Source organism: Natrinema sp. H-ect4, assembly GCF_041894845.1.
Classification (GTDB): Archaea; Halobacteriota; Halobacteria; order Halobacteriales; family Natrialbaceae; genus Natrinema.
Window position 1 is genome coordinate 379,167 of sequence record NZ_JBHDYC010000002.1, and the last position, 20,969, is coordinate 400,135.

Genomic DNA, 20,969 nt, shown 5'->3' on the forward strand with positions numbered 1-20,969 from the left:
CAGAGTAAACGACCGAGGTGTCGGTCCCATTGGTAGCGTGGTGTATCCGTGCGTCGGCGAGGGGCGAGACGCATTTGAGGACTCGGCTCGAACGAGGCGGTATGAACGTCGCGGTCGTGACGATCGGAGACGAACTGCTCGCCGGACGAACGGCGGACACCAACGCAACGTGGCTCTGCGAGCAGCTCGACGATCACGGCGTCGACGTCGAGCGCGTGACGACGCTCCCCGACCGGGTCGACGACATCGCCCGCGTCGTCAACGAGTACCGCGCCGAGTACGACGCCGTAATCGTCACCGGGGGGCTCGGTCCGACTCACGACGACCTCACGATGGAGGGCGTCGCGGCCGCGCTCGGGCGCTCGCTCGAGGAACACGACGACGCCCTCGCCTGGCTCGAGACGGACGGCTACACTCGTGACGACCTCGCGGCGGGGACAGCCGACCTCCCAGCGGGTGCGCGGGCGCTGCACAACGAAACCGGCGTCGCTCCCGGCGCGGTCCTCGAGGACGTGTACGTGCTTCCCGGCGTCCCCTCGGAGATGAAGGCGATGTTCGAGATGATCGCCGACGAGTTCACGGGGACGCCGACCTACCGGAAGACGGTCGTCGCCGACGAACCCGAAAGCGCGCTCCTCGATCGGATCGCCGCCCTCCGCGAGCGCTACGACGTCTCCGTCGGGAGCTATCCGGGCGAGTCGGTCCGGATCGAACTCACGGGAACCGACGAAGCGACCGTCGCGGAGGCGGCCGCGTGGCTCCGCGAGCAAGTCGAGTCACCGTAACCAGATCGGATCGTCAGCGGTAGAAGTAGGCCATCCAGGCGACCGTTACGAGCAGCCCCAGGGCGAGCGCGCTCCAGCCGACGATATCCATGGGCAGTTCCGTTTCCGTCGCGAGAACGGCGGCGTCGATCAGTGCAGGCATGGTCGGCGATCGGTTCCCATCCCTCTTAATCCTTCAGAAAACGAGCGGATAGGTCGTCGCTCGTCGGTCTCGAGGCGTGGATGAGTCGCAGGTGAGTTGCAGGACAGTTGCGGATTGGGCCGGGACAGTCGTGGATGAATCGTAGAGCAGTCGCGAGTGAGTCACAGGGCAGTTGCAGTACCGCTCGCGGCGCGAGACCGACGGACGGCTGCGATACCGCTTTCCCACTGGCGTTCGGATAGCCAGCCATGGAGTCAATCGGCGTCGTCGTCAACCCGATCGCGGGGATGGGCGGTCGGGTCGGATTGAAGGGGACCGACGGGAACGTCGAGGAGGCGCGCCGGCGGGGTGCCGAGCCGCGAGCGCCGGACCGAGCGCGCGAGGCGTTGCGCTCGCTCTACCAACGTGCACCGGATCTCACCGTCTACACCGCCGCCGGCGTGCTGGGCGAACGGGCGGCCCAGGACGCGGGCTTCGAGCCCACGGTCGTCTACGATCCGGCGGCGGCCGGCGACGACGACTCGAGCGATCCGGCGAGACCCGGCGATCCCGGAGCCGCCGAGACGACAGCGGACGATACCCGCGCTGCCGTCCGCGCGCTGCTCGAGCGCGATGTCGACCTGGTTCTGTTCGTCGGGGGCGACGGCACCGCGGTCGACGTCGCCACGGTGCTCGAGGAAGCGGCGGAAGAGACGCCGATGCTCGGCGTGCCGGCCGGAGTCAAGATCTACTCGTCGGTCTTTGGCGTCACCCCGACCGACGCCGGCCGGATCGCCGCCGAGTTCGAGCGCGTCGAGCCCCGCGAGGTCAACGATATCGACGAGGCGGCCTACCGCGAGGGAGAGGTCCGGTCGGAACTGCGGGCGATCGTTCCGGTCCCCGTCGCGCCGGCGTTGCAGTCGGGTAAGCAGGTCTCGAGCGGCAGCGTCGACTCGCTGGCCGCCGGGTTCGCTCGCGAAGTCGAACCGGGGCGGACCTACGTCTTCGGTCCCGGCAGCACCGTCGGGGCTATCGAGCGGGAACTGGGAATCGACCCCTCGCCGCTGGGCGTCGATGTCTGGCGCGCTGGGCGCGAAACGGACGGGACGGAGGGAGGTGATGCGGAGTCTGCCGGCCAGCGCGGTACGGTTCTCGCTCGCGACGCCGCGGAGTCGGATATCCTCGCGGTGCTCGCGGATCCGGTCACCATCGTCGTCTCGCCGATCGGCGGGCAAGGGTTCATTTTCGGTCGGGGGAACCACCAGATTTCCCCGGCAGTGATCCGCCGAGCCGACGATATCGAGGTCGTCGCAGCCGACGAGAAACTGGACGGAATCGATACGTTGCACGTCGATACCGACGACGATGAGATCGACGACCGACTCGAGGGGTGGCTGCAGGTTCGGACGGGTCGGTTTACCACGCGGATGGTTCCCGTCGCCTGACCTCTCTGGTCCGCTCGAGTGTCGCCGTCTCAGTTACCGTCTCGTCGTGGTTCGGTCACAGGTCGAACCCCGCCGTCCGCACCCCGGAAAACCGCTCAACGGACGACCGCGAACCAAATTGTATAAGGGTGATGTTGAAACGGCCGCTGACTGCAACCATATAACGATTGGACTCACGATAATGACCATATAGTCAAGATTAAGGTCAAGTCGGTAGTATGGTGTCACATGGAAACGCGGAAAGTGCAACGACTCGGTCCATCGACGCTCGCCATGACGCTCCCGGCGGAGTGGGCGTCCGAACACGCCGTCGAAAAGGGCGACGAAGTATCGCTGCGGACCAGCGGCAAGGGCACACTGACTGTGATGCCCGAGTCGGCCAACACGGAGGAGACCGAAGCGATCATCCACACCGACGAACTCGACGCCGACGCCGTCGAGCGCGCGATCGTCGCCCAGTACGTCCTCGGGCGGCGCATCATCCGCATCGAGCGCGAGGACGGCGCCCTCGAGTCCGATCACATCAACGCCGTCTATCAGGCCGAGACCCAGCTGATGGGACTGGGCGTCATCGAGGAGACCCCCGAGAGCATCTCGATCCGCTGCTCGGTCGATCCCGATGACTTCACGCTCGACAACCTCCTCGAGCGCCTCGAGCGAACCGGGCAGACGATGCGCGGCGAGGGAATCAAGGCGCTAGCTCATGGCAACCCCGATCTGGCCCAGCGCGCCCTGAACAGGGAGCGACAGGCGAACAAGATCTTCGTCCTCCTGCTTCGCCTGATCTTTACGGCCTATCAGAACCCGAACCTCGCGCGAGCGGTCGGTCTCAACACGGGCTTCCCGCTGATCGGCTACCGCTCGATCGCGAAGAACCTCGAGCTGACCGCTGACAACGGCGAGGACATCGCCGAGATCGTCATCGAGACCGAAGGCCACTCGCTCAACGTCGACAGCTCCGTGATGCGCGACATTCGGGAACTGAACGAGCTGGTCGACGATATCACGTCCAGAGCCGTCGAAGCGGCCGTCGAACGCGATTACAACAAGTCCAACGAGGTCCGCGCGCTGTTCCACGAGATCTCCGACCTCGAACAGGAGATCCTCGCGGAGTTACCGGAGATGGATAACGAAGACCTGCTACGGGTCCGCGAAGTGCTCGTCAGCCTCCAGCAGACCGCCCAGTACGCGATGCGAAACGCCGAAATCGCGGCGAACCTTTCGCTCAACGAGGAGTCCGAGCACACCACGATCAAGTGACTGCGCCACCGGTTTGACCGGCGTTGTCGGCCGTCATTCGGTCACAAAAGAGAGAAGTTAAGAGACCCCACACACAACGCCCGAGCATGGCTACGGAAACCGAGACGACGGACAAGGGCGTCGGACTGGCGCTCGCACTGGGCGCACTCGCAGTGATCGGCGCACTCGTCATGCTCGTTGGTGCACCGGACGTGACGGCGGCGTGGGGCTTCGCTGGGGCCGTTCTCTTTAGCTCACTCGCGGTCGTCGGCATTCACCTCTTCGACTGACGAGGCGCAGCGACGGATCGACGGGTGAATCGGATCGACAGCTCGAACCGAATCGGCGCTCGAGACGGCCGATCGACCGGCGCTCGGTACCGAACCCGGCACGTCCCGGCCGTTAACAGTTAAGACCAACGGCCACCTAGAGTGATGTACGGACGATGACCGACTACTCCGACGAAGAGCGGCGAATTGTCTCGTACCTCCGCGAGAGCGCTGCCCGCGGCGAGCAGTACTTCCGAGCGAAGAACATCGCAGACGCGATCGGACTCTCGTCGAAACAGGTCGGCGCTCGACTGCCACACCTCGCGGAGAAAACGGACGATGTCGATATCGAGAAATGGGGCCGCGCCCGGTCGACGACCTGGCGAGTCACGATCAGTTGATCGGCGTCGACGTCCCATCGCTCGACTTTCTCACCCTCGCCCGATTTTGCTGTGGCTCGCCACGATCGCAGCGACGGGTTTCCCTGCCGGTCCACGGTCTTTTTATCCGACAATCGCACAGGTACGGGCATGACTGTACGGATCGACCGATCATTTGCGGTGGATGCGTCGCGGGAACGAGTCTGGGAGTTCATCGTCGATCCGGCGAACCGGGCCCAGGCGATCAGCGTCGTCGAATCCTATTCGATCGACGATCCGGAAGGCCGGCGCGCGACCTGGCAGGTTTCGCTCCCGATCCCGCTCGTTCGAAAAACCGTCACCGTCAACACCGAAGACGTCACGCGACGACCGCCGGAGTACGTCAAGTTCGTCGGCGAATCGAAAGTGATGGACGTCACCGGCGAACACGAGATCGTCGAGACCGACGACGGTGCTCGCCTCGAGAACGCCTTCGTCGTCAACGGCAAGCTCCCGGGCGTCGAACGGTTCTTCAAGCGAAATCTCGATTCGGAACTCGAGAACCTCCAGCGCGCGCTCGAGCGGGACCTGCAGACGACGCAGTAACGCAGCTGTCACAGTGATGCGGTCGACACGGTACCGCAGCCGACACAGTAACGGTGGTGGGGCGGCCACAGATGAACGATGACTGCTGACGCGAACGCCGCCGCTGCGGACGCCGAGACCGGCGACTCGCTCAGGCTCGCACTCGCACAGATTCACGTCGAGGCCGGCGAGGTCGACGCGAACGTCGACCGGGCGCTCGAGGCGGTGTCGCGGGCCGCTGATCGCGGCGCGGACCTGGTCGCCCTGCCGGAACTGTTCACCGTGGGCTACTTCGCGTTCGATCTCTACGCGCGCAGCGCCGAACCGTTCGGCGGCGAGACGTTTACTCGGCTTCGGGAGGCGGCCGACGATCACGATATTGCCGTCCTCGCGGGGAGCATCGTCGAGGATCTGGCGGCGACCGATAGCGTCGAGACGCCGGCCGACGAGGGACTGGCGAACACCGCCGCGCTGTTCGACGCCGACGGCGACCTGCAACTCGTTTACCGAAAGCACCACCTCTTCGGCTACGAATCCGCGGAGTCCGAACTGCTCGTCCCCGGCGAACGCCTCGAGACGGCGACGATCGGCGACTTCACCGTCGGCGTGACGACCTGCTACGATCTGCGGTTTCCGGAACTCTACCGGCGACTGGTCGACGACGGTGTCGAACTTGTCCTCGTCCCGAGCGCGTGGCCCTACCCGCGTATCGAACACTGGGAGACCCTCTCGCGAGCCCGCGCGATCGAGAATCAGGCCTACGTCGCGACGATCAACGGCGCCGGCGAGTTCGACGACGCCACGTTGCTCGGGCGCTCGAGCGTCTACGATCCCTGGGGCGTCTCGCTGGCCTCGAGCGGCGACGAGCCAGCGCTGGTCACGACGGAGATCGACCCCGGAACGGTCGGCAGAGTCCGCGCGGAGTTCCCGGCGCTGCGGGATCGACGGCTGTGACCGCTCGGAATCGGCCGTCCGTGACCGCTTTTGCACCGCGACCGTCACCGGCCGCCGACCGCTGACTTTTTACTTCACCAGATCCTTGGTTTGGATGCCGGCACAGGCGCTTTTCACGTCTATCCGGCATAGCGCGTCGCTCCGGCCCGTCGCACGCTCGGTTTCCCGCGGGAACCGAGCGACCACGTCCGCACCTTCCTCCGCCTCGTCCCACCTTTCGCCTCCCACCTTTCATCTCAGTTCCGTGCCCGTTCGCTCGAGTGAGAGTCAGTTCGATCGACGTGGAACCTTCAGCAGAACCCGAATACAGCGCACAGTTTACCGAGAGAGATTGTTCTCCGACCATTCGAAGTGACTACCCTCCCCATCTGTGAATGGAACGGTGTGTTCTGAGGGGATCAGTTGAGACAAAGCGTCCTGCTATCGTGGCAACAGGGAATGGCCACGCCCTCCCCAGCCGATTCGCTCGTTCACTTCGTTCTCTCGCTCATCCACTGTCAGAGCAAGCTCTGACAAGCCTTCGCTCACGAGTTCGCGAAGACCTCGCACGACGTTGCGCCGCGGTTCACCGTGGCTCGCGGCTCCCTGCGGTCACCGCTCACACCATCGAGGCCGTCACTTCGTTCCGGCCTCGCAGTTCACCGCGGCCCAGCGCGCGCCACCGGACACCGGATGGTCGGTTTGGTGTGAGATGTAGTTCCCCTGTATTGAGGAGAGGGCAATCTTTCTTCGAGGAGAGAATCCCGCTGTTTACGGCGGGAGTGAATCTGACGATGCCTCCACGAACCTCATTTTGACGCTACTCCAGATATTTAAGTGTCATCACGTCGTAACATGACGGATACCGAGGCGGTCTCACCGCCACCCTAAATGCACAATATCGGGGACTCCGAGAACCAGAACGTTCGAGACACCCTCTCGAACCGCTGTGGTGTCTCGGTCAAGATAACTCTGAGTCCCCCTGCCGGGGAGAGGAGTAACGGCGGTGTGGCCACGTCATCGGCCCGTCATGCTGACAGGTCGTCAACCAGCAAATATCCCAAACCAGCGTTGCGGTGCGGACGTGGGAAGCCTCGCCGTTTACGGCGAGGAGGAGGTCACCAAGACTGCGGTGGACGGCTGTCTACTGTCGCTCGAGTCAGAACGGGAAGCCGCCGTATCGGAGATACACCATATCGAGGATCAAGAGGAGCTGGAAGAAGCCCTGAACGCCGCCGAGCATCGCGTTCTGTTGGCCGATCGCGGCGATGACCGACGGATCGGGGGTGGCCGAGCGCATCTCTTTGTACATCCGAAGCTCGCCGGGGAGCAAGAATCCGAACCCCTGTACCGAGAGGATCGTGACGATACCGAGCGCGACAGCGATTGCCGGCTCGGTCATCGCGAACTCGTCGATCGTGAGCGCGACCCAGGCCAGCGAGCCGATCGTGGCGACGGCGAAGGGAATCTGCCAGCGGCGGTCGGTCCACGCGTTCAGCCGCCACCCGAGCAAGAGCAAGATTGGAATCAGGTTCACCGCGGTGAACAGCGCCAGCCACGACTCGGCGTGGGGAAACATGCCGATCCGCTGAGCCAATGTGATGCCGCCGGCGATCGTAACGAACGCCAGTGACGGAAGGAGAAACGCCGTCTTCGGCGTGAGTCGCTGGAACACGGCCGAACTCTGGTCGTCGTCGAGGCCGCCGATGACCGGCCCGAGAACCGCTCCGATGAAGAGATCGAACCCGGTCCAGAGTATCCCCGCCATCACGTGCACGTAGGTGTGTTGTTGGAGCGTCCCGACCGTCACCGCGTAACCCAGCGCGGCCAGCGGCACCACCACGACAGCCACCGCGAAGGCCGGATTCGCTCGTTCTCCCATCCCCCTGATCGTTCCGCGAACCGTCGCCGTCGACATGGGTGGTAACTGATACCAATGCTACATAAATAGTTGCCCTCGAGCAACTACTTCCGGAAGGGGCGGCGTCTCGGCGCTGAACGGGTTGAATCGCTGGTTTCGATATCGAATATCCAGGGGTGATTGCCGTCCGTCGGCTATGGGAGTGCAATTGAGACACTACAGCAGCCGACGACGACGCCGAGGACGATTCGACGGAGCCGGCAACCGATCCGTTACCGATCCCGTGCGACGGTTTCGCCGGACATCGTGGTCGCTCCGGTCTCGAGTTTCAGTCCGGGTGTGAGACTCGTGTTGATCCCGGTTTTGACCTCGTCGCCGGCGACGACGCCGAACTTTCGTCGGCCCGTCGAGACGCGCTCGCCCTTGACCGTAAACCGGATATCGGCGTCGTCGTGGCGGAGGTTCGCCACGTTCGTCCCCGCACCGAAATTGACGTCGCGGCCGAGGACGCTGTCGCCGACGTAGGAGAGGTGACTGACTGACGTTCCGCGCGAGACGATGCTGTTTTTGATCTCGACCGAATGGCCGATTTCGGCGTCCGGGCCGACCAGCGTCGCGCCGCGAACGTACGCGTTCGGCCCGATCTCAGCGCCCTCGCGGATCAGCGCCGGTCCCTCGATCACGACGCCGGGTTCGACCGTCGCGCCGTCTTCGACGACGACCGCTCCCTCGAGCGTCGCATCTTCGCTCACGTCGCCGTCGATCCGGCGCTCCATCTCCGCGAGTTTCCACTCGTTGGCCTCGAGCAGCTCCCAGGGCCGGCCGACGTCGAGCCACCGCTCGAGGGTGATCGGCGTCACGTCGTACTCGTCGATCACCCGCGCGACGACGTCGGTGATCTCGTGTTCGCCGCGTTCGCTCGCGGGGACCTCGAGCCACTCGCGGGCTTCGGGGGGGAAGGCGTAGGCCCCGGCGTTGGCGAGGTTCGTCGGCGGATCGGCGGGCTTTTCGACGATTTCCGTTATCAGGCCGTCCTCGCCGTCGGTACTGAGAACGCCGTAGTTGCTCGGTTCGTCGACCTCGATCGCGCACACGGCCGGACAGGCGTCGAACAACCGGTCGATCGCGGCCTGATCGTAGAGATTGTCGCCGTTGAGCACGGCGAAGGGACCCTCGATGTGGTCTCGAGCGGCGTTGACCGCGTCGGCGGTCCCGGCCTGTTCTTCCTGCACGGCGTAGGAAACGGGGACGCCGCGGTGCTCGGCACCGAAGTAGTTCCGGACCGTTTCGCCCTCGTATCCGATTACGAGGACGATTTCGTCGGCTCCAGCGTCGACCGCCGCGTCGACGGTGTGGGCCGCGAGCGGTCGATCGGCGACCGGTAGCATGGGCTTCGGAACCGATTCTGACAACGGTCGCATCCGTGTCCCTTGACCCGCCGCGAGAACGACTGCCTTCATGTACTCCTCCCTTCCACGAATCCCCGGATAAGCGATTCGTTCGGAGGTAGAAAATGAAAGTCGAGTGGCTCGTTGATACTGGCGAGCGAGTCAGCGTCGTATCGGCACGGAACCGATAGCTCGCCGACTACCGTCAGTCCTCGGTCGTCTTGATATCGGCCGACAGCCCCTGTGCCATCTCGATCTCCCTGGAGTTGTTCATCGTCCACGCCGTCCGCTCGGTGACGGCTTCGATGGCCTCGCGGGCGCTCGGATACCCGTTGCCGGACTTTTTGACGCCGCCGAAGGGAAGCTGGACCTCTGCGCCGATACACGGCAGATTCGCGTACGCGAGCCCGATTTCGGCGCGGTCTCGGAAGTAGTTGAGTTGGCGGTAGTCCTCCGAGATGATCGCGCCCGCCAGTCCGTAGGGAGTGTCGTTGTGAATCTCGACGGCGTCCTCGATATCGCCCGAGTACTCGATGAGGGCGACGTGCGGGCCGAAACACTCCTCGTTCAGACAGCGCAGGTCGGACTCGTAGTCTATCTCGTAGACGAACGGGCCGACCCAGTGGCCGTTCGCGTAGCTGCCGCTACGCTCACCATCGGCGTCCTCAGAAGCACGTTGTGTTTCTGATGTGCCCGCAGAATCGCGTTGCGATTCTGGGACGGCAGTGGCCGCCCCGTCTTCGGAGCCGTCCGGAATCTCCTCGTCCGCGAGTTCGAAGCGATCGACCAGCACGGTCGCACCCTCCTCGCGGGCGAGGTCGTTGTGTCGGCGGATCTTCTCGACGTGGTTTGCCTCGATGGCCGGGCCCATGAACGTGTCCGCCTCGAGCGGATCGCCGACCGCGATGTCCTCGGCTATGTCGACGAATCGGGCCTTGAACTCGTCGTAGACATCCTCGTGAACGATCAGGCGCTCGCTCGAGACGCAGCGCTGGCCCGTGGTCTTGAAACTCGACATGATCGCGGCGTGAACGGCGATGTCGAGGTCGGCTTCCTCGGTGATGACGATCCCGTTCTTGCCGCCCATCTCGCAGGCCGCGAGTTTGCCGGGTTCGCCGCCGACCTTGCCGGCGATCTCGTGGCCGACCTCGGCGGACCCGGTGAAGAGGACGGTGTCGACGCGCTCGTCGTCCGCGATCGCCGCGCCGGCGTCGCCAAAGCCCTGGACCATGTTGAAGACGCCGTCGGGGATCCCGCTCTCCTCGAACATCTCGGCGATGATCTGGCCACACCACGGGGTCTGCTCGGCGGGCTTCCAGACGACGGTGTTGCCCTCGACCAGGGCGATGGCCATGTGCCAGAACGGGATCGCGACCGGGAAATTCCACGGCGTGATGCAGCCGACGACACCTCGTGGCTTCCGGCGCATGTAGGCGTCCTTGCTACCGATCTCGCTCGGAACGACGTCCCCGTGGGGGTGGCGTGCGTTGCCCGCCGCCCACTCGACCATGTGCCAGGCCTCGGTCACGTCGGCTTTTCCCTCCGAAATCTCCTTTCCACACTCCTTTGAGACGATTTTCCCTAACTCGTCGTGGCGGTCCCGCAGTTCGTGGTAGATGTCCCAGAGGTACTCCGCGCGATCGATGTAGGACAGGGAGCGCCACTCCTCGGCGGCCGATTCGGCGGCCGCGAGGGCGGCATCGACGTCGGCCACCGTCCCGCGCTGGAAGGTCGCCAGCGGCTCCCCGGTCGCGGGGTTCTCGCTCTCGAACGTCCGTCCGGCGTCGGGCTGCGTCCGATCGCCGGCGGGACCGCGTTCCGCGCCGTTTCCGTCGGTCCACTCGCCACCGATGTAGTGGCCGCGTCCCCGTTCGGTGCGTTGCTGGCTCATACGAGATGAAACGGCGGGCACGGTGAAAATCCTGCTGGTAGTTCACATTTCACGAACGGACTGCAGGGTTGGATACTCGAAACCCTCACCGTTCATTCGCTCGTGAGAAACGCGCGAACACGGACGATTCCTCGGGATTCGAGCGCGTCGTGGATCGACCGATAGCTGACTCGGAGAGCCGACCGAGCAACGAACAGTCCCGAACTGCCACCGACGCAGAAATTCCAGCCGGCGAATTTCCCGACAGTTGCAGGCACGCACGTTTTGCTCGAATGGCCGCTACCTCAGTGTGAGTAACAAATGAGTGACACACCGAACACCGAAACCGGCCGCGATACCCGGACCGACTACAATTCCCTGAACACGGACGCGATGCAGTGGCTGAGCGCCCTCGTCGCACTGCTCGGGCTCTACCTCGTCGCCTCGCCGTTCCTCTTCGAGGCCACGGACGCGGCGATCTGGAACGACACCCTCGTCGGAACGGCGATTTTCCTCGCCGCGGGCTACAACTTCGTCCGCCTCTCGAGGGACCGATTGGCGAGCGTCGGCGTCGCATCGCTCGCGGTCCTGCTCGGGCTGTGGGCGCTCATCTCGCCCTCGTTTATCGAGATGGGAAGCAGTACGCTCGCGACCGGGACCGCGATCACCGGCCTGCTCGTCGCCGCCCTCTCGGCCTACAACGCCTACGTCAACAACAAGGCCGACACGCCGGAACAAACGCGAGCCCGCGCCTGAATTCGAACGACGTTTTTTCGCTCGGTCAACGTTCTCGAGCAGCGATAGCCGACAACTCACGTTTTTCGAGACAGCCGGATGCAATAGGGAGAGCGACTCGAGATCACTTCGGATCGATCACCCGGCGTGCGGTGGCACGCGCTGGGCCGCGGCGAATTGCGAGGCCTGAACGAAGTGACGGCCTCGTACTGTGAGCGGTGACCGGAGGGAACCGCGAACGGATTGTGAGCCGCGGCCTGAAGCCGTGCGGGGTCGTCACGAGTGTAGCGAGTGACTGCTTGGAAGACGCTTTGCGTCTTCCAGCGGATGAGCGAGCGACGGTAGGAGCGAGCGAATCGGTTGGGGAGGGCGTGGCGATTCCCTGGTGCCACGGTAGCAGGACGGTTGTCTCACGTGATTCCATCAAAACGTGCCGATCCGTCTACACGCCCGATTATCGATCCTCCGTTTCGCCGCGGTCTTTCGTGACGGTCCGGTCCCCCTCCGGCGGGGCCTCCCCGGTATCCGGATGCCGCTCCGCACCCGCCTCCGTCATCTCCTCGGTCGACGGCTCGAGGCCCTGTCCAGTCCGCCCCTCCTCACTCGAGGCCGACTCGAACGCGGGTTACTGCTCGCCGAGATCGGCCGCCTTCTCGAGTTCGCTGCGGAGCGTCGTCGAGTCGAACTCGTGGTCGGGGCGGAGGCGGACGAAATCGAGGAACTCCCGCGCCGAGAGCAGTTTCGTGGGGTCGTACACCGTTGCGGCCGCGTCGACGGCGTCTCGGGAACCGATTCGGGGCTCGAGGACGGCCAGCGCACAGGCCAGATCGTACGCGGTCGTCTCGTCTGCGCGGTCCTTGTGGACGCTGGTCGCGTCGATGAAGTAGAACTCGCCGTCACAGAGCAGAATGTTTTCGGCCCGTAGATCACCGTGGGCGAGCCCGTGCTCGTGGAGAGTGGCGAGCATCGCGAACAGTTCGGGGGCTCGCTCGGCGACGGCATTGTCCGAGACGTCGTCGAGCGACTCGAACTCGGGGAGATACTCGAGGACGAGCACGCCGAGCCCGTTGACCTCGAAGGCGTCGATCGGGCGAGGCGCGTTGACGCCGATCTCCTGCATGCGCTCGGTCGCATCGTACTCGTGTTCGACCATTTCGCGGGGGGTGTCGAACCGATCGAAGAACCCCTCCGTCCCGGAAGAGAACGCGCCGACGTTCCGACCGGTCGTCAACACTGCGTGAACCAGGGCGTTCTGCCGGGAGACGATCTTGACGAACCACTCGTCGTCGATAACGCACGGGGTTGAGAGCCAGTTGTCGGCCTCGAGAAACTCCACGCGGACGCACTCGCGGTCGTAGCGGTCCGCCAGCGTCCGGACGACGCGCTCGATGCGGCTCCACTCGACGGTCCCTCGCGCGAGCCGGCGGATGTCCATACGTTTCAGTCAGGAGCGTCGGCGTTAAATGCGTCCCGAACTGTTACCGGCCGGACGTGTCCCGCGTTCGGCGGTCGGCGTTCCGTGGGCGGGTTCCGGGCCCGTGTGGGAGGTCCGGGCTCGGAGCACCGGGTCCGGACTGGAGCACCGGGTCCGGACTCGGAGCGCGATTCGCTGCCGATCGTACGACTACGACTATTGACAGAACAACAAGGTTAACACTCGAGACATCCTATTTGAAGGAAATGTTTGCGATCGACGATTTGAGTGACGCTATCGACGTGACTCGAGAGTTCCTGACGCCGGTCCGTCCCTGGATGTGGCTCAAGTTAGCGCTCATCGTCTTCTTCGTCGGTGGTACCGGATTCGGCGGATCGTCGTTCTCCGGCGGCGGATTCGGCGGCGGCGGAACGCCCTCGGAGACGGGAACCGACCCGGTGACGAGCGTCGATTTCGCCGAGTGGCTGCCGATACTGATCGTAATCGGGGCGATTCTTCTCGTCATCGGGCTCGGCTTTCTCTTCGTGAGTTCGCTGTTCGAATTCACGCTGCTCGAGTCGCTGCGTTCGGGCGAGGTGCACGTTCGTCGCTACACGTCGCGCAACGTCGGCCGCGGTGCTCGGCTCTTCGGATTTCGGGTCGCACTCGGGCTGATCACGTTGCTTCTCCTCGGCGTTCCCCTCGTCGCGATCGTGCTGTCGACTTCGGAGGGGATCGCGTGGGGGTTGATCGGCCTGTTAGTACTGTTCGCGATCCCGGTCGTGCTCGGCTTTGCCATCGTCGATCGGTTCACCACCGTCTTCGTCGCACCGACGATGCTCGAGCGTGATCTCGGCGTCCTCGCCGCCTGGAAACGGTTCTGGCCGACACTGACCGGAAACTGGAAAGAGTACGTCGTCTACTTCCTGCTCGTCTGGGTGCTCCAGCTAGTCATCGGCTTCGCGACGATGATGCTCCTCGTCGTGCTGTTGATTCCGTTCCTGATTCTCTTCTTCATCCTCCTGCTCATCCCGTTCGTGAACCTGCTCGTCCTCGTGTTGCTCATCCCGTTGCTCATCATCCTCAGCGCGTTGATTCAGGTGCCGGTCGTCACGTATCTGCGATACTACGCACTGTTGGTCCTCGGCGACACGGACTCGGCACTCGATCTGATCCCGGAGCAGCGAGCGGCAGTCCGCGACGGCGGGCCGGACCGTACCGGCGGAGCGAGCGCTGGCTGGGACTCCGATGGCGACGGTCCCGACGAGGACGGGCGCGGTCGGGACGACGAGTCCGATCCGTGGGGCCGTGACCAGTCTCGAGACGACGGGTGGAACGATACGGACGACACCGTCTCGCAGGACGACACCGGTTGGGACGACACCGACTCGCGGGACGACACCGACTCGCGGGACGACACCGACTCGAGCGAGTCTGACGACGACCGCGGCTGGTAGCGGTCGGCCCGTTCGCGGTCGGCGGTGCGTTTATTCCTCGCCCCGGCAAGTATCGCATATGCCCGTCGAGCTACCCGACGAACACCGGATGATCCGGGAGACCGTCAGGGACTTCTGTGAGACCGAGATCGAGCCGATCGCCCAGGAGATCGAGGACGAGCATCGGTTCCCCGCGGAAATCTTCGAGCAACTCGCCGACCTCGACATGATGGGCGTTCCGATCGACGAATCGTACGGCGGTCTCGGCGGCGATACGCTCATGTACGCGATCGTCGCCGAGGAACTCGGTCGCGTCTCCGGCGCGATCGGGCTCTCCTACGTCGCCCACACCTCCCTCGCCTCGAAACCCATCGAACTGTTCGGCACGAGCGAACAGAAAGAGCGCTGGCTGCGCCCGCTCGCGGAGGGCGAATACGTCGGCGGTTGGGCGCTGACGGAACCCGACAGCGGCTCCGACGCATCTGACATGGATACCCGGGCGAGAAAGGAGGGCGACGAGTGGGTGCTCGACGGGACCAAACAGTTCATCACGAACGCCTCCGAGGCCGGCTCGATCCTCGTCAAGGCGGTCACGGATCCCGACGCGGGCTACGACGGCATCTCGACGTTCATCGTCGATCCCCGCGAGGACGACGGCTTCGAGGTGACGACGACCTGGGAGAAGATGGGGCTCAACGCCTCGCCGACCTGCGAGATCTCGCTCGAGGCCGTTCGACTCCCCGACGATCGCCTGCTCGGCGCGGACGGTGACGGCTGGGAACAGACCAAGAAGACCTTAGACGGCGGCCGCATCTCGATCGCCGCGCTCTCGACGGGGCTCGCACAGGGAGCCTACGAACACGCGACGGCCTACAGCAAAGAGCGCGAGCAGTTCGGCCAGCCGATCTGCGAGTTCGACGCGATTCGGGACACGATCGTCGATATGTACCGCAAGACCGAACGAGCGCGACTGCTCACCCGCCAGGCCGCCCGGAAATACGATCAGGGCGATCCGGTAACCAAGGAATCGGCCCTCGCGAAACTCGACGCCAGTGAGGCCGCCCGCGAGGTCGCCGAGGACGCCGTCCAGGTACTGGGTGGGTACGGCTACACCACCGATTTCGCCCCGCAGCGGTTCTACCGCGACGCGAAGCTCATGGAGATCGGCGAGGGAACCAGCGAAATTCAGCACCTGGTGATCGGTCGAGAACTCGGGCTCTGAGAGCACGCGGTTAGATAGTCACACGCGTCGCGGGTACCGGCCGATCGGCCGTCTCGAGGCCGTATAGAAACTCTCGCTCGAGACGGCGTTACCCGAGGACGCCGTCGTCGCTTTCGTTGTCGCCGCTGCCGTCGTCACTTTTGTTGTCACCGCTGCCGTCATCGCTTTCGTTCGAGTTGCCATTTTCGCCGTCCCCGGAACCGCCGGTCGAGTCGTCCGGATCGACGTCGGTGGTCACCGATTCGGTGAGCGTCGTGATGTTCGGCCGCTCTTGGCTCTGCAGGTCCCGGGGATAGACGCCGATGGTCACGAGCAGGTCGTCGTCGGCCTCGACGGCTTCGGTGATGTGGATGTCGACCTCGAGTTGCTGCCCGTCGAACGTCGCGTCGGCGGTGAACCGCGACTGGGTCGTCGACTGGTCGAGGATCGTGACGTCGCTATCTCCCTCGTGGGAGATGTCATTGATCCCGTCGTAGTTGCTCCTGACGAGGTCGATGAGTTCCTGCGTCGACATCTCCCCGACGGGGTTGAGTTCTCGCCCGAAGATGCTGACCTGCGGGGTCGTCAACACGTTGTAGATGGCAGCGCGCCGCTCGCCGAGACCCAGGAGACTCACCTGTTTTTCGTGTTTGGTCATGTGGTTGAGGACCGTGACGGTCTCGTTCGTGGGACCGACGTCGCGCTCGATGGAGAGCTCCTCGATCTCGGTTTGCTCGTAGCCGGTTTCCTCGCGGGCGGCGGCCTCGACGCCCGCAGGTGAGGACTCGTGTTCGGCCATTCCAATCAATCCTAGACAGCCCGACAGGCTCGCGAGGCCGGCGACCCCGAGGCCCGCGATGACGCTCCGTCGATTCAGTTGTCGATCCATTTCCCACCATGTGGTGTTTCAGGTGGTAAGTGTTTATTGGAACGACGACTGTCTGTCAATATGGAAGTGTTTTTCCAGTAGCATTCAGAGCGAATGCGGGCGGCTGGCAGTCACTGCATCGAACACGCCGGACAATTTCGGCAGGTTCCCACGGAACGAACGAGTCGACGGAACGGACGGCAAAGCGCTCCCCGAAACTACTGCTCGAGTCGCGAAAACGGTTTTCAGGTCGCTATCAGGGCCAGCTACCGGCTTCCGCGAACGCGTCGGCGACGCGCTGGATCGCGACGACGTAGGCCGCAGTTCTGGGATTCTCGAGGTCGTGTCGCTCGTAGGTGTCGACCAGCGCGTCGAAGGCGTCGACGATAACCGTCTCGAGTTCCTCGTTGACGCGCTCTTCCGACCAGTAGAAGCGCTGGCGGTTCTGCACCCACTCGAAGTAGGAGACGGTGACGCCGCCGGCGTTCGCGAGGATGTCCGGGATAACGAAGACGTCCTTCTCCTCGAGGACCTCGTCGGCTTTCGGGGTCAGCGGCCCGTTTGCGGCCTCCGAAATGACGTCCGCCTCGACGTTTTCGGCGAGGTCAGCATCGATAGCGTTCTCGAGTGCGGCCGGAATCAGCAGGTCGACGTCGAGCGTGAGCACGTCCTCGTTCGTGATCTCCTGCTCGCTTCCCGCGTAGCCGACGATGCTGCCGGTCTCGTTCTTGTGGTCTTTCGCGGCGACCGGGTCGAAGCCGTCGGCGTTGTAGATACCGCCCGACGAGTCGCTGGCGGCGACGACGGTCGCGCCCATCTCGTCGATCAGTTTGGCGGCGATCCAGCCCGCGTTGCCGTAGCCCTGTACGGCGACGGTCGCGCCCTCGAGATCCTTGTCGAGGTAGTCGAACGCCTCGCGCGCGGCGATCACCGTCGAGCGGCCGGTCGCCTCGACGCGGCCCTCGCTGCCGCCGGAGTCGAGCGCCTTGCCCGTGATGACGCCCGGTTCGGTCGTGTTCTCGAGGCTCTCGTAGGTGTCTTTGATCCAGTTCATCTCCCGCTGGCCCGTGTTCACGTCGGGCGCGGGGATATCGCGGTCTTCGCCGATCAGGGGGCGCAGTTCTTTCGCGAACGAGCGGGTGAGCCGCTCGAGTTCCGCTTCGGAGTAGTCGTCCGGATCGAGAACGATGCCCCCCTTGCCGCCACCGAGTGGAATGTCGACGATCGCGGTCTTGTAGGTCATCCAGCCCGACAGCGCCCTGACTTCGTCGCGGGAGACCTGCGGGTGATACCGGATGCCGCCCTTGTACGGGCCGCGGTCGCCGTTGAACTGCGAGCGGAAGGCCGTGAACCGCTCGAGCGTTCCGTCGTCGCGTTCGATCGTGAGGTTGGTCTCGAGGACCCGTTCGGGATGTTTGAGCCGCTCGATCACGTCGTCGCCCACGTCGAGAACGGCTGCAGCATCGTCTATCTGCGATTGCAGGCTCTCGAATGGGTTGACATCCTCGCTCATACACCGATGGTTTTGGCGACCGGGGGATAAGCGTAGCGAATATCTATCACGGAATACGTCGTTCATCCAACCATCTCAGCATAATTGCCTTTTATATTGGCCATTCGGTCGCCGTTCCGCCGGTCACCGTTCCTCGGCCGCCTCGACCCGGTCTCGGATTCGCTCGGCGCGTGCGATCAGCGGCGCGTCGATCATCTCGCCGTCGACCGCGAAGACGCCCCGCCCCTCGGCGTCGGCCTCGCGTTTGGCCTCGAACACGCGGTCGGCCCACTCCCGTTCCTCGGCCGACGGCGTGAACGCCTCGTTGATCGGTCCGATCTGTGCGGGGTGAATCGCCAGCTTGCCATCGTAGCCGTATCGAACGGAGCGGTCGGCGTCTTCGCGGAGTCGCTCCTCGTTCTCGAAGTCGGTGACGAGGGTGTCGATCGCCGCGCAATCGTTCGCGGCCGCGGCGAGGACGACCCGCTCGCGTGCGTAGCACACCTCGAGACCCTCCGCGGACCGCGTCGCGCCGATATCCGCCGCGAGGTCCTCCGCGCCGAACGCGAGCGCGGCGGTCGCGGGAACGGCCGCGATCTCCGCTGCAGCGAGGATCCCGGCCGCGCTCTCGAGCAGTGCGAAGACGGGCAGGGACGCGTCGTGGTCGTCGAGTTCGTCGACGAGCGCACGGACGTCGTCGGGCGAGTCGACTTTCGGGAGCATGAGGCTCTCGAGGGCGTCTTCGCCGTCATCGAGCAACTCCTCGAGATCGTCCGCTGCGGCTGTCCCCGCGGCCGCGTCGATCGCGTTGACCCGAACGCAGACCTCGCAGTCGGGATCGAAATCGGGATCCGACAGCACGTCTCGAACCGCCTCGCGGGCCTCGGCCTTGCGTTGCGGGGCGACGGCGTCCTCGAGATCGAAGATGATGACGTCCGCGCCGGACTCGGGCGCTTTGCGGCACATTTCGGGGCGATCGCCGGGGGTGAACAGAACGCTTCTGCGGGCCATACCGTTCGGTTGATCGTCCACGGACAAAGTCGTTGAGTCGTTGGCTCGAGCGCGAGCGACGAGAGAAAACGGACGAGTGAGACGAAACAATCGAAGCGAGACGACTGGGACGGGGCGAGTGGGGTCGACTCGAGTTACGTCGCCTCGAGGAGATCAGAGCGGGGCCGCGACCGCCGGTCGATGGTCGTTCCGCAGTCGGGACAGACGAGCAGTCGATCACTCCCGGTCGTCGCGATATCCCAGTCGTCGGGGAGAGGGCCCTCGTGACTGCATTCGGGGCAGAACAGGACCATCTTTTGCCGATCGGGCGGCGGGTGTGGATCGTCGCGGTATGTGTAGGCTGACATTGTCATTGCTAGGGGCTCGACGTGAATAGGAGTTGTGTGAGACGAACGACCGTGACGAACCATGACGCCCGTAGTGGGCAGCCCTTCGTACTAAGCGGTTCGTCGTGGTCGGTCGCTACGTGTCCATTGAGAGTACCAATCCGGCGACAGGAGCTGTGATCGATCGCTTCGAGGAGACATCGGACGAGGAGCGAGACGAACGAATTCGGCGGGCGAGCGAGACCTTCGAGGAGTGGAGCGAGACGCCGATCGAGACGCGCCAGCGACTCGTAGCGAAAGCGGCCGAGGTCTTGCGGGAAAATGAGGACGACTACGCCGAACTGATGACCGAAGAGATGGGGAAACCCATCGGTCAGGCCCGCGACGAGGTCGCAAAGTGCGCGTGGCTCTGTGACTACTACGCCGAGACCGCCGCCGAACACCTGCAAGACGAGGTGATCGCGAGCGACGAGAGCGCGCGGACGGTCGTCGCCTACCAGCCGCTGGGGCCGGTACTGGCGATCATGCCCTGGAACTTCCCCTTCTGGCAGGTGTTCCGCTTTGCCGCCCCAAATCTCGCCGCGGGCAACGTCGGTCTGCTGAAACACGCCTCGAACGTCCCCGGCTGCGCGCGGGCCATCGAGGACGTCTTCGAGCAGGCCGGCTTCCCCGAGGGCGCGTTCACCTCGCTGCTGATCAGTTCCGACGAGATCGGAGCAGTGATCGAGGACGACCGCATCGCTGGCGTCACCCTCACGGGCAGCGACGGGGCGGGCCGGGCCGTCGCCGAGACCGCCGGCAGCCAACTCAAAAAGACCGTCCTCGAACTCGGCGGCAGCGATCCCTTCGTCGTCCTCGAGGACGCGCCGATGGACGAAACCGTCGAGACGGCGGTGCAGGCGCGACTCATTAACAACGGCCAGTCCTGTATCGCGGCCAAGCGCTTCATCGTGGTCGACGAGGTCTACGACGAGTTCGTCGACCGATTCACCGAAGCGATGGATGAACAGACCGTCGGCGATCCGATGGACGAGGAGACGGATATCGGCCCGCAGGCCCGCGAGGACCTCATGGAAGATCTCCACGAACAGGTCGAGGAGACGCTCGAGCAGGGCGGCAAACTCGAACTCGGCGGCGAGCCGATGGATCGCGACGGCGCGTTCTACCCGCCGACGGTGCTCACCGACGTTCCCGAAAACGCGCCCGCGGATCAGGAGGAACTGTTCGGCCCCGTGGCCACGGTCTTCCGGGTTCCCGATGCGGAAGCCGCCATCGAGAAGGCCAACGACACCCGGTTCGGGCTCGGCGCGAGCGTCTGGACGGACGACCTCGAGCGCGGCGAGCGCGTCGCCCGCCGGTTCGAGTCGGGGCTGGCGTTCGTCAACGAACTCGTGAAGTCCGATCCCCGACTCCCCTTCGGCGGCGTGAAGGACTCGGGCTACGGGCGAGAGCTTTCCCGGCACGGGATCCGGGAGTTCGTCAACACGAAGACGATCTGGGTTCAGCAGGACGCCGGCGAGGAGACCGGGATGGTCGAGTAACGCCGATCGATCGCGAGGCGACGGCGGGGCGCTCAAGCGAGACACCGGGTTTTCGCCTCGAGCGCGACACCACGTTTTTGTAGGTACTGT

At 64.5% G+C, this 20,969-nt stretch carries 21 protein-coding genes; 11 read left to right on the plus strand and 10 right to left on the minus strand.

The window, feature by feature from the left end:
- Positions 1 to 101 precede the first annotated feature (101 nt).
- Entirely contained in the window at positions 102 to 785 is a 684-nt protein-coding gene (locus tag ACEWFR_RS04785; protein WP_374059952.1) for a competence/damage-inducible protein A, read from the plus strand.
- 13 nt (positions 786 to 798) lie between these two features.
- On the opposite strand, the gene ACEWFR_RS04790 is transcribed toward ACEWFR_RS04785, so the two are convergent.
- The gene (locus ACEWFR_RS04790; protein ID WP_255291387.1) at positions 799 to 927 is read right to left on the minus strand and encodes a hypothetical protein; all 129 of its coding nucleotides are present in this window, start codon (positions 925 to 927) and stop codon (positions 799 to 801) included.
- A 248-nt stretch (positions 928 to 1,175) separates the two neighbouring features.
- On the opposite strand from ACEWFR_RS04790, the gene ACEWFR_RS04795 reads away from it, so the two are divergent.
- The 6 genes from ACEWFR_RS04795 (at position 1,176) to ACEWFR_RS04820 (ending at position 5,757) form a co-directional block, all read left to right on the plus strand.
- On the plus strand, positions 1,176 to 2,351 hold the full coding sequence (locus ACEWFR_RS04795) for an ATP-NAD kinase family protein (protein ID WP_374059953.1): 1,176 nt from the start codon (positions 1,176 to 1,178) through the stop codon (positions 2,349 to 2,351).
- A gap of 228 nt (positions 2,352 to 2,579) precedes the next feature.
- A complete protein-coding gene (locus tag ACEWFR_RS04800; RefSeq protein ID WP_374059954.1) occupies positions 2,580 to 3,611 on the plus strand; it encodes a PhoU domain-containing protein in 1,032 nt (343 codons plus the stop codon).
- Between the two features lie 86 nt (positions 3,612 to 3,697).
- Entirely contained in the window at positions 3,698 to 3,880 is a 183-nt protein-coding gene (locus ACEWFR_RS04805) for a hypothetical protein (protein WP_226041076.1), read from the plus strand.
- A 155-nt stretch (positions 3,881 to 4,035) separates the two neighbouring features.
- A complete protein-coding gene (locus tag ACEWFR_RS04810) occupies positions 4,036 to 4,260 on the plus strand; it encodes a hypothetical protein (protein WP_098724144.1) in 225 nt (74 codons plus the stop codon).
- 129 nt (positions 4,261 to 4,389) lie between these two features.
- Complete coding sequence (locus ACEWFR_RS04815; RefSeq protein WP_374059955.1) at positions 4,390 to 4,824, plus strand: CoxG family protein; 435 nt, start codon at positions 4,390 to 4,392, stop codon at positions 4,822 to 4,824.
- Between the two features lie 78 nt (positions 4,825 to 4,902).
- On the plus strand, positions 4,903 to 5,757 hold the full coding sequence (locus ACEWFR_RS04820; RefSeq protein WP_374059956.1) for a carbon-nitrogen family hydrolase: 855 nt from the start codon (positions 4,903 to 4,905) through the stop codon (positions 5,755 to 5,757).
- A gap of 69 nt (positions 5,758 to 5,826) precedes the next feature.
- On the opposite strand, the gene ACEWFR_RS04825 is transcribed toward ACEWFR_RS04820, so the two are convergent.
- From ACEWFR_RS04825 to ACEWFR_RS04840, 4 genes are all read right to left on the minus strand, one after another.
- A complete protein-coding gene (locus ACEWFR_RS04825; protein ID WP_374059957.1) occupies positions 5,827 to 5,985 on the minus strand; it encodes a hypothetical protein in 159 nt (52 codons plus the stop codon).
- Positions 5,986 to 6,895: 910 nt separating this feature from the next.
- Positions 6,896 to 7,618 carry a hypothetical protein gene (locus tag ACEWFR_RS04830; RefSeq protein WP_374060058.1) on the minus strand — a complete coding sequence of 241 codons (723 nt, stop codon included), beginning with the start codon at positions 7,616 to 7,618 and terminating at the stop codon, positions 6,896 to 6,898.
- Between the two features lie 251 nt (positions 7,619 to 7,869).
- Positions 7,870 to 9,057: a bifunctional sugar-1-phosphate nucleotidylyltransferase/acetyltransferase gene (gene glmU / locus ACEWFR_RS04835; RefSeq protein WP_374059958.1), complete on the minus strand. Its 1,188-nt coding sequence runs from the start codon at positions 9,055 to 9,057 to the stop codon at positions 7,870 to 7,872.
- A 133-nt stretch (positions 9,058 to 9,190) separates the two neighbouring features.
- On the minus strand, positions 9,191 to 10,876 hold the full coding sequence (locus ACEWFR_RS04840) for an aldehyde dehydrogenase family protein (protein ID WP_374059959.1): 1,686 nt from the start codon (positions 10,874 to 10,876) through the stop codon (positions 9,191 to 9,193).
- Positions 10,877 to 11,176: 300 nt separating this feature from the next.
- Between ACEWFR_RS04840 and ACEWFR_RS04845 the strand changes: the two genes are divergently transcribed.
- The gene (locus tag ACEWFR_RS04845; RefSeq protein ID WP_374059960.1) at positions 11,177 to 11,611 is read left to right on the plus strand and encodes an SPW repeat protein; all 435 of its coding nucleotides are present in this window, start codon (positions 11,177 to 11,179) and stop codon (positions 11,609 to 11,611) included.
- A gap of 604 nt (positions 11,612 to 12,215) precedes the next feature.
- On the opposite strand, the gene ACEWFR_RS04850 is transcribed toward ACEWFR_RS04845, so the two are convergent.
- Positions 12,216 to 13,025, minus strand: coding sequence for an RIO1 family regulatory kinase/ATPase (locus ACEWFR_RS04850; protein ID WP_374059961.1), 810 nt, complete (start codon positions 13,023 to 13,025; stop codon positions 12,216 to 12,218).
- Positions 13,026 to 13,288: 263 nt separating this feature from the next.
- Here ACEWFR_RS04850 and ACEWFR_RS04855 point away from each other — a divergent pair, with 263 nt between their 5' ends.
- Entirely contained in the window at positions 13,289 to 14,461 is a 1,173-nt protein-coding gene (locus tag ACEWFR_RS04855) for a hypothetical protein (RefSeq protein ID WP_374059962.1), read from the plus strand.
- A gap of 58 nt (positions 14,462 to 14,519) precedes the next feature.
- Positions 14,520 to 15,662 (plus strand): acyl-CoA dehydrogenase family protein, encoded by a 1,143-nt coding sequence (locus ACEWFR_RS04860; RefSeq protein WP_374059963.1) that lies wholly within the window; start codon positions 14,520 to 14,522, stop codon positions 15,660 to 15,662.
- Positions 15,663 to 15,750: 88 nt separating this feature from the next.
- Here ACEWFR_RS04860 and ACEWFR_RS04865 read toward each other — a convergent pair whose 3' ends face one another.
- The 4 genes from ACEWFR_RS04865 to ACEWFR_RS04880 form a co-directional block, all read right to left on the minus strand.
- Entirely contained in the window at positions 15,751 to 16,518 is a 768-nt protein-coding gene (locus ACEWFR_RS04865; RefSeq protein WP_374060059.1) for a DUF6517 family protein, read from the minus strand.
- A gap of 247 nt (positions 16,519 to 16,765) precedes the next feature.
- Entirely contained in the window at positions 16,766 to 18,022 is a 1,257-nt protein-coding gene (locus ACEWFR_RS04870) for a Glu/Leu/Phe/Val dehydrogenase (RefSeq protein ID WP_374059964.1), read from the minus strand.
- Between the two features lie 123 nt (positions 18,023 to 18,145).
- A complete protein-coding gene (locus ACEWFR_RS04875; RefSeq protein WP_374059965.1) occupies positions 18,146 to 19,012 on the minus strand; it encodes a CoA ester lyase in 867 nt (288 codons plus the stop codon).
- 134 nt (positions 19,013 to 19,146) lie between these two features.
- Positions 19,147 to 19,359, minus strand: coding sequence for a hypothetical protein (locus ACEWFR_RS04880; protein WP_374059966.1), 213 nt, complete (start codon positions 19,357 to 19,359; stop codon positions 19,147 to 19,149).
- Positions 19,360 to 19,478: 119 nt separating this feature from the next.
- Here ACEWFR_RS04880 and ACEWFR_RS04885 point away from each other — a divergent pair, with 119 nt between their 5' ends.
- Positions 19,479 to 20,879, plus strand: coding sequence for an NAD-dependent succinate-semialdehyde dehydrogenase (locus ACEWFR_RS04885; protein ID WP_374059967.1), 1,401 nt, complete (start codon positions 19,479 to 19,481; stop codon positions 20,877 to 20,879).
- The last annotated feature ends 90 nt before the right edge of the window (positions 20,880 to 20,969 follow it).

Excerpts from the sequence above, each read along its gene's own strand:
- ACEWFR_RS04785 (WP_374059952.1), top strand. The coding sequence starts at position 102 with ATGAACGTCGCGGTCGTGACGATCGGAGACGAACTGCTCGCCGGACGA.
- ACEWFR_RS04790 (WP_255291387.1), bottom strand. The coding sequence starts at position 927 with ATGCCTGCACTGATCGACGCCGCCGTTCTCGCGACGGAAACGGAACTG.
- ACEWFR_RS04795 (WP_374059953.1), top strand. The coding sequence starts at position 1,176 with ATGGAGTCAATCGGCGTCGTCGTCAACCCGATCGCGGGGATGGGCGGT.
- ACEWFR_RS04800 (WP_374059954.1), top strand. The coding sequence starts at position 2,580 with ATGGAAACGCGGAAAGTGCAACGACTCGGTCCATCGACGCTCGCCATG.
- ACEWFR_RS04805 (WP_226041076.1), top strand. The coding sequence starts at position 3,698 with ATGGCTACGGAAACCGAGACGACGGACAAGGGCGTCGGACTGGCGCTC.
- ACEWFR_RS04810 (WP_098724144.1), top strand. The coding sequence starts at position 4,036 with ATGACCGACTACTCCGACGAAGAGCGGCGAATTGTCTCGTACCTCCGC.
- ACEWFR_RS04815 (WP_374059955.1), top strand. The coding sequence starts at position 4,390 with ATGACTGTACGGATCGACCGATCATTTGCGGTGGATGCGTCGCGGGAA.
- ACEWFR_RS04820 (WP_374059956.1), top strand. The coding sequence starts at position 4,903 with ATGACTGCTGACGCGAACGCCGCCGCTGCGGACGCCGAGACCGGCGAC.
- ACEWFR_RS04830 (WP_374060058.1), bottom strand. The coding sequence starts at position 7,618 with ATGGGAGAACGAGCGAATCCGGCCTTCGCGGTGGCTGTCGTGGTGGTG.
- glmU (WP_374059958.1), bottom strand. The coding sequence starts at position 9,057 with ATGAAGGCAGTCGTTCTCGCGGCGGGTCAAGGGACACGGATGCGACCG.
- ACEWFR_RS04840 (WP_374059959.1), bottom strand. The coding sequence starts at position 10,876 with ATGAGCCAGCAACGCACCGAACGGGGACGCGGCCACTACATCGGTGGC.
- ACEWFR_RS04845 (WP_374059960.1), top strand. The coding sequence starts at position 11,177 with ATGAGTGACACACCGAACACCGAAACCGGCCGCGATACCCGGACCGAC.
- ACEWFR_RS04850 (WP_374059961.1), bottom strand. The coding sequence starts at position 13,025 with ATGGACATCCGCCGGCTCGCGCGAGGGACCGTCGAGTGGAGCCGCATC.
- ACEWFR_RS04860 (WP_374059963.1), top strand. The coding sequence starts at position 14,520 with ATGCCCGTCGAGCTACCCGACGAACACCGGATGATCCGGGAGACCGTC.
- ACEWFR_RS04870 (WP_374059964.1), bottom strand. The coding sequence starts at position 18,022 with ATGAGCGAGGATGTCAACCCATTCGAGAGCCTGCAATCGCAGATAGAC.
- ACEWFR_RS04875 (WP_374059965.1), bottom strand. The coding sequence starts at position 19,012 with ATGGCCCGCAGAAGCGTTCTGTTCACCCCCGGCGATCGCCCCGAAATG.
- ACEWFR_RS04880 (WP_374059966.1), bottom strand. The coding sequence starts at position 19,359 with ATGTCAGCCTACACATACCGCGACGATCCACACCCGCCGCCCGATCGG.